Origin of the sequence: Bacillus sp. JJ1127 (genome assembly GCF_036965845.1) — a bacterium.
Lineage (GTDB): Bacteria > Bacillota > Bacilli > Bacillales > Bacillaceae_G > Bacillus_A.
Map to the genome: position 1 here is coordinate 1 of NZ_JBALQK010000227.1, position 7,902 is coordinate 7,902.

At 35.1% G+C, this 7,902-nt stretch carries 9 protein-coding genes; 3 read left to right on the top strand and 6 right to left on the bottom strand.

All coding sequences use genetic code 11. From position 1 onward, the window contains the following. Positions 1–186: 186 nt before the first annotated feature. Positions 187–348 (bottom strand): YvrJ family protein, encoded by a 162-nt coding sequence (locus V7183_RS20370; protein ID WP_335360644.1) that lies wholly within the window; start codon positions 346–348, stop codon positions 187–189. A 131-nt stretch (positions 349–479) separates the two neighbouring features. Continuing rightward, positions 480–1,259, bottom strand: a complete 780-nt coding sequence (locus tag V7183_RS20375) for a carbon-nitrogen family hydrolase (protein WP_335360645.1) — start codon at positions 1,257–1,259, stop codon at positions 480–482. Between the two features lie 102 nt (positions 1,260–1,361). On the opposite strand from V7183_RS20375, the gene V7183_RS20380 reads away from it, so the two are divergent. Then, the gene (locus V7183_RS20380; protein ID WP_335360646.1) at positions 1,362–2,552 is read left to right on the top strand and encodes a pyridoxal phosphate-dependent aminotransferase; all 1,191 of its coding nucleotides are present in this window, start codon (positions 1,362–1,364) and stop codon (positions 2,550–2,552) included. A gap of 215 nt (positions 2,553–2,767) precedes the next feature. Beyond that, a complete protein-coding gene (locus tag V7183_RS20385; RefSeq protein ID WP_097896674.1) occupies positions 2,768–3,043 on the top strand; it encodes a hypothetical protein in 276 nt (91 codons plus the stop codon). Positions 3,044–3,180: 137 nt separating this feature from the next. Here V7183_RS20385 and V7183_RS20390 read toward each other — a convergent pair whose 3' ends face one another. From V7183_RS20390 to V7183_RS20405, 4 genes are all read right to left on the bottom strand, one after another. After that, a complete protein-coding gene (locus V7183_RS20390; protein WP_097896676.1) occupies positions 3,181–3,513 on the bottom strand; it encodes a DUF3909 family protein in 333 nt (110 codons plus the stop codon). 5 nt (positions 3,514–3,518) lie between these two features. Further along, positions 3,519–4,397: an NAD(P)-dependent oxidoreductase gene (locus tag V7183_RS20395; protein ID WP_335360647.1), complete on the bottom strand. Its 879-nt coding sequence runs from the start codon at positions 4,395–4,397 to the stop codon at positions 3,519–3,521. A 4-nt stretch (positions 4,398–4,401) separates the two neighbouring features. Beyond that, positions 4,402–5,532 (bottom strand): serine hydrolase domain-containing protein, encoded by a 1,131-nt coding sequence (locus V7183_RS20400; protein ID WP_335360648.1) that lies wholly within the window; start codon positions 5,530–5,532, stop codon positions 4,402–4,404. A 92-nt stretch (positions 5,533–5,624) separates the two neighbouring features. Then, a complete protein-coding gene (locus tag V7183_RS20405; RefSeq protein ID WP_335360649.1) occupies positions 5,625–6,917 on the bottom strand; it encodes a sensor domain-containing diguanylate cyclase in 1,293 nt (430 codons plus the stop codon). Between the two features lie 354 nt (positions 6,918–7,271). Between V7183_RS20405 and V7183_RS20410 the strand changes: the two genes are divergently transcribed. Next, complete coding sequence (locus V7183_RS20410; RefSeq protein ID WP_335360650.1) at positions 7,272–7,889, top strand: nitroreductase family protein; 618 nt, start codon at positions 7,272–7,274, stop codon at positions 7,887–7,889. Positions 7,890–7,902 lie beyond the last annotated feature (13 nt).

The window sequence follows — 7,902 nt, forward strand, 5'->3', positions numbered from 1 at the left end:
TCTATAGGGTACATTTTATTAAGAGCAGAGTCCTTTTTTACCTTGCTATTTGCGGACAATAAGATCCCCACTTCAAAATGTAGCGAAAGCAAAGAAGTTAGGTGGGGGATCAACTGCCCGTAAAAGCACGATTCGTGAAGGCTAATAATCAGTGGGGAATAAAGCCCCATTGATTAAAGTTTCACTTTATTTTGTTTCATGAGGAGTTTTGTATCTTTTCATTTGCTGTGGGAGTTTCTCTATTGCGACAATTACACCATCTAACTTATTTTCAATACGATGTAGTAAATATAACGTCACAACAATCGGAAACCCTACATTACCAATCATCGAGATCCATTCCTCCATCTATTTCTCCCTCCTTTCTTTTAAATAAATAAGAATAAGAAAGGAAATTAGGCATAAAAAAACAAGCTACTACACATTAGCTTGTTTTTTTATGAAGACTACAACAAGAATAAAAATCATTTGCCAATATTTTATTTATATAATTCTGGACGGCGATCAACAAAAACTGGAATGCCTCTGCGGACTTCCTTAACCTTTTCTAATTCTATTTTCCCATGCAAAATGGCTTCTTCTTCGTCTGCTTCGACCATGATTTCTCCCCATGGATCAACAATAAGAGAATGTCCAGCAAACACATTATTTGGATCTGCTCCTGCTCTATTACACGCAACCACATAGCATTGATTTTCAATTGCTCTCGCTTGAAGAAGCAATCTCCAATGTGCTAAACGAACGAGCGGCCATTCTGCTACAACGAATAACACTTCCGCACCTTTCACTGTATGAACGCGCATCCATTCTGGAAAACGAATATCATAACAAATTGTTCCCCCGCACTGCACATGATCTAAAGTAAACTCACCTGTCCCAGCACCAGCTATCAAATACTTATGTTCATCCATTAGCTGAAACAAATGCACTTTACTATACTCCTTCTGTAAGTTACCTTCGCGATCCACAATATACATCGTATTCGTAACACCTTGACTTGTCTGCTTCGCAATAGAACCGCCAACAATATTTACAGCAAACTGCTTCGACCACTTTGTAAGAAGTTCTCTTGTTTCGACTCCATCTTTATCGGCAATTTCAGGCAGTCTCTTTAAGTCATAACCAGTTGTCCAAAGTTCTGGTAATACGATTACATCTGGTTTTTCGTGCATTGCTTGTTCTATTTTTTTCTTTGCATGTTCAATATTTGTTTTCACATTACCAAAAGCAATATCTATTTGAATACATGCAACTTTCATTTCGCCAACCCCATCCTCAATTATTTTCCCCTTTACAAAGCCTTGGAAAGATTATATCATTTGTCACTAGAATTGTAACAATTTTCGAAAGAGGTGGAAAGTATGAAAAATTTTCAACCTTCCAAGGTTGTAACATCACTGCCAACGCAATTTTTCGCTTCACTTGTTGCAAAAGTTAACAAAGTAGTCGAAGCGGGTCACGATGTTATCAATTTAGGACAAGGCAATCCAGATCAACCAACACCGCCGCATATCGTAAAAGCCTTACAACATGCAGCAGAAAAAACAGTTCATCATAAATATCCGCCATTTCGTGGACATGAAAACTTAAAAAAAGCCGTTGCAACATTCTATGAACGTGAATACGGAGTCAAAGTCAATCCCAAAACAGAAGTCGCTATTTTATTTGGCGGTAAAGCAGGATTAGTTGAATTACCCCTTTGTTTTACCAATCCTGGTGATACAATTCTTGTACCAGATCCCGGATACCCTGACTATTTATCTGGCGTCGCTTTAGCAAAAGCACAATTTGAAACCATGCCACTCGTTGTAGAAAATAATTTTTTACCAGATTACTCCAAAATAAGCACTACCACCACCGAACAAGCAAAACTAATGTTTTTAAATTATCCAAACAACCCAACTGGTGCTGTCGCCTCCAAGGAATTCTTTGAAGAAACGATAGCTTTTGCAGAAGACCATGATATTTTAGTTGTTCATGACTTTGCCTATGGCGCTATTGGTTTTGATGGTAAAAAGCCAATTAGCTTCTTACAAGCCAAAGGTGCTAAAAATGTGGGGATTGAAATTTATACATTATCGAAAACATTTAATATGGCTGGTTGGCGCATTGCTTTTGCAATTGGTAACGAAAGTGTTATTGAAACAATCAATCTATTACAAGACCATATATACGTCAGCATTTTTGGTGCTGTGCAAGAGGCTTCCTACGAAGCACTATTAAGCTCACAATCTTGTGTAACTGAACTAGTTAATCGTTATGAATCTAGACGGAACGCTCTTATTAAAGCTTGTCGCTCAATTGGTTGGGATGTCACCTCACCAAAGGGATCATTCTTTGCTTGGCTTCCCGTCCCAGAAGGTTTTACATCTGAACAATTTACCGACACATTACTAGAACAAGCACATGTTGCGGTTGCTCCTGGCGTTGGGTTTGGTGAACATGGTGAGGGCTATGTAAGAGTTGGCCTCTTACACACAGAAGAGCGATTGCAAGAAGCTATTTACCGAATCCAGAAATTAAAAATTTTCAAAAAGCCATTGACAACCTGAAAAAACTCTGTCAAAATTCAAACATCCTTCTATGGAGCAGGCTTATTTCACTATTGTGAAATAAGCCTGCTTTTTATTTCTCCTTATTTTTTATTTTATCAAGTGCTTTTATTAATAAATTTTGAACATTTTTTGAACTTTTTCGGAAAATTCTGTTTAAAATGTGATATAATACAAATAATAGAAAAGAAAACTGCAAATAGAGGGGGAAAATCATGAATTTAATTATGGCACTTATAATTGGGGTTACATGTGGAGCTGTTCCTGCCATTCTCGGAGCAATTATGGAGGAATTAGAAATCGGTATGTTAGGTTTTGTCGCATCATCTGTAAGCGCTTTATTTTTTGGATTGTACGGTGCTATTCCTGTCACTATTCTTTTTGCATTTTATATATTACGTCATGCTCGCACAAAACAATTCGGTCGCAATCATATCGCTCAAGTTATTCCATTTCCAATCGAACGAGCTCGTCGTGCTTCTAGTTTATAATCCATTACAATTTAGTCTTTCTTTCATCCTCATACACACATCTATCCAAATATATCCCACTTTCATAAAATACTCTCTTACAACTTCCTTAAATAATCATTGTATACAAAAGAAAAAAGTCCTCGTTTGAGGACTTTTTATTTATTATCTTCCAAAAATTGAAATAGCTCTTGTAAATGAAGTGCATCTTCTCCGTAGCTAACAGACACATAGCTTATTCCATCAATATCAGCATTCATATAGAGATCAATTCCTTCACGATCATATTTTAAAGCTAAATAAAATTCCATTTCTTCTATCATCTTCTTTGATGTTCGGATAACATAATGACCGTTCTCACCACGTCCATATTCAAAATTCGGCTCAAAATCATACTTTTGTTTAAATGCAGCTTTTTGTTTATCATTAATTGGTGTACAAGTTACGCGCTGCACAGCATCAATCATTCCATCAAATTTTTCTAAATTCATTTATTTTACCCCTTTATGTATTTTTTATACAATACTTGTGTCCCACTATCCTCTTCTCCAGCCTCCATTAACTGTTCATATAAATCCTTCGCCAAAGATAAACCTGGTACAGGTAATTGTAACTTTTCAGCTTCATCTAATGCAATCTTCATGTCCTTCATAAAGTGTTTTACATAAAATCCTGGTGCAAAGTCTTCTTTTAACATACGCGGAGCTAAATTACTTAATGACCAGCTACCAGCAGCTCCAGTTGAAATACTCTGTAATACTTTATCTGGATTTAACCCTGCTTTTTTGGCGTATGCTACTGCTTCACAAACACCTATCATATTTGATGCAATTGCAATTTGATTACACATCTTTGTATGCTGTCCACTTCCTGCCGGTCCTTGTAGCTGAATGTTTTCCCCTAGTTTCTCAAATAAAGGTAAACAAACTTCATACACTTCTTGATCTCCACCAATCATAATGGCAAGTCTTCCTTCTTTTGCGCCAATATCCCCTCCTGATACCGGTGCATCTAGGCTATGTACATTCTTTGTTCTTCCAGCTTCATATATGCGCTTGGCTAACGTAGGTGTAGATGTTGTAAAATCAATTGCAATTGTCCCTTCACTCGCATGCTCTAAAATTCCCTCTGTTCCAAAATAAATTTCTTCTACATCATGCGGATAACCTACCATCGTCATAACAACATCAACGTTTTTCACCAAATCTTTTGGTGTATCACACCAATTTGCTCCTTCTTTTACTAAAGAAGCAGCTTTTTCTTTCGTACGATTATACACATATACTTCATAGCCACCTTGTAATAAATGATGTACCATACTTTTTCCCATAACACCCGTGCCAATAAAACCAATTGTTGAAATTTTATGTTTCATCTTCTCATCCCCCTTGTTCTAATAAATCGCTTACCATCTTTCGGAATTCTTTATTAAAATCGTCATCCATACTATTTTTTACATTTGAAAATAAAATAACAAAAGTCCCTTTATCTTTATTAAAGTTATTAAACGTATTCCATCCATTAAGTACACCATGGTTATGAAAATAATCAGGATTTATATAGAAACTAAATGCATATGTTCGTTCTGGTGAAGGCGTAAACATTGCTTGTATACTTTGCTCTGAAAGAAGTTTTCCATTTATAATTGCTTCATCTAGTTTCTTCATATCCCCAACTGTAGTATACATCTCACCACAACCATATAGCCACTCCATTCCTAATTTTGGTACAGATACTAATACATTGTCTTTCTTTTTATAGCCTTTAGTAAAATGCTGTTCTCCTGGTACCATATCCCCCATACCCGATTCATGCATTTCTGCTCTTGCAAATATATTTTCCTTTACGTACTCTCCCAAAGGCTTTTTAGAGATATTCTCTATAATATAAGCAAGCACCATATAATTATAATCCGTATATCTCCACCCTGTTCCTGGAGGAAACTCTAAATGCAGACTTCCAATCCAATTCACTAAATTCAAGCGTGATGCTGCATTTACCTTTCCTTTCCCAATCTCCGGTAAACCTGAAGTATGCGTTAACAGATGGTATAATGTAATATTTTTATCTATCGGAAATGAAGGGATATATTTATGTACATTGTCTTGAATATTTAACTTTCCCTGCTCTTGAAGTTGTAAAATTGATGTTGCGACAACAGTCTTAGTGATGGAACCAATGCGGTATTTTGTTTGTGGCGTATTTTCAATGTGATTTTGAACATCTGCATATCCGTATCCTTTGTTCAATACAACATGATCTTTGTCCGTAACGAGAACCGTTCCATTAAACTCTCTATCTTTTAAATATTGATCTAATTTTTGTGCTACACTAGCATAATCGATTGGCGGCTTCTCTTTTTTTTCCAAATTATTCTGTAATTCAGACTCAACAGATGGGGTTTCCTTTGAAGTAAGTACTTTTTGTTTCTCTTGTTTATTAAAAAAGTAGTACACACTTCCACATACTATAAAGCACATCAAAAACATAATAATTATTTTTTTTATCATTCAAAAACCTCCACGGTTACTTCATTATAAATTACCCCCTCTTTCTATTATCAAGCAACAAAAAAAAATCGCAACACTTTGTTGCGAAAAAATTACATTTTTTCTTTTCTATATACACGAACTTGGTTTTTTCCATTTTTTTTTGCTTCGTACAAAGCAATATCTGCTCGTTGTACTAATTCTTCTCTCATAATTCCTGGTTCATATAATGCAATTCCAAAACTTGCCGTTAACTTTGAAATCCCAGAAAATTGTTTTGTTTCAATAAAAAAACGTAGTGATTCGGCAACTTGAAATGCCTCTTTTTCCGTTGTATTTGTAACTAGTATGATAAATTCTTCTCCCCCCCATCGTGCAAATATGTGCTGAGATTCAATTTTAGATTTCATAAGTTCTGCTAATTGAATTAATGCTAAATCACCAAAATCATGACCATACGTGTCATTTACCTTTTTAAAATCATCTATATCAAACAGAATAAGTGCTATTTTTTGATTGTTTCTTTTCGTATTCTCCCATTTTTCTTCTAATATTTGTTGAAATTTTAAACGATTATATATTTCTGTTAAAGAGTCAATTGTAGCAAGTCGTTCTTGCTCCTGATATAATTCATCTAATTCCGTAATATCTGTACACTTAACAATAAACCTAGACAAATCTTCTGGTAAAGGTGTAGCACGTAGTAAAAAAACAAATTCATCCCCTTCATGATTGTGCATCTTGATTTTCCTACCTTGTGATAAAGAATCATCCAACCAAGTTATATCATGATTTGTTGCATAGTATCCATGCTCCTGAATGAAATGTTCTGCAAATACTATATGCTGTTCTCGGTATGAAATTAAATTTTCATACCCAAAAAAGTTTAAAAAGTTCGTATTACAATCAACAATTTCATCATCTTCCATAATAAACAATAAATCATTTTGGAAATCAAACATCATTTGAAGAAGCTCTTGCTGAAAACTGACTTGCTGTAATAATGACAATTGATAGAGGCTCTTATTCACCTCTTCTAACACAACTTGCGGGGTAACAGGAGCAACAACGATATTCCGTATTCCTATTTTAAGTACTTCTACAAACTTTGCTGTTACAGGCTGATCCCAAATAATAATGAAAGAACTCTGTGAATTATACAGTTGTTTTATATGTTCTACTTGTATACTATCTGACACATACATGATTACAATTTGTGGGCGCACTCTCTTAAACAATATTTTTCCTTCTTCAAAACTGCTAGCTATAAACATACACTTTGGATGTACATTCTCTATTGTATGCTGATGATTGTGCCCTTCTTCTATATAAAGTACATTTAGCCGGAGATCCTGTAATACATTTTGAAAAACCGTATTCTCTAATAAAAAATGTAGTATGTTCATCACTGATCTTCACTCACTTCATATATCTTGTTCTACTGAATTCCTCACGATCCTTTTTTATAGGAGATTGTCATCAAAAGAACCCGATTGGTGAGGCCTAAACATCAGCAGGAACGAAGAACTCTCCCACTGATAGGAGATTTATTTTGCCTATCTTTCTATGTGAATTACCTTTTTATTGTATGATTACACGAATCATAACGTTTGTATGAATGCCCTCTTTTTATTCTATTCTTAAAAACTTGACAATCAAAATAAAGATATTATATTCTTTATCAGTGACAGCTTACAAAATGTAAGTAAAAGGCATGTTATTTATTTTTATAAATTGATATATAATTTGGGGGATATATGATGACAAAGCAAGATTTCTTTAGCGTTTTATACGAGCGTACGTCTAATCGTGCATTCAATCCTGAAAAGGAAATTTCAAATGAGGAACTTCAAGAAATTTTAAAAGCAGCTTCCCAAGCACCTTCAGCTTGGAACCTACAACATTGGAAATTCCTTATTTTTCAAGGTAAGGATGTACAAAGTCGTTTACATCCCATTGCATATAATCAGCAGCAGATTCTTGATGCCTCTGCCGTAGTCGCTGTTTTAGGAGATTTAGAAGCATATAAAAACATTACACCTGTTTATGGTCCAATTGTTGAACAAGGATTTATGAAAGAAGAAGCAAAAGAACGTTTGACACAAAATATTGAATCTGCATACACGCGTGAACAGTATCCACGAGATGCAGCCTTCTCAAATGCATCTTTAGCTGCGATGCAACTTATGCTTGCAGCTAAGGCAACTGGTTGGGATACTTGTGCGATTGGTGGTTTTAATTCACAAGCACTAATGGAAGAATTTAATGTTTCTTCTCGCTATGTACCAATCATGCTAATTACAATTGGTGAGTCTACTTTAAAAGGCCATCCGGCACCACGCATGAGTGTTGAGCAAGTAACTGAATGGGCTAAATAAAAAAGGGGCTGTC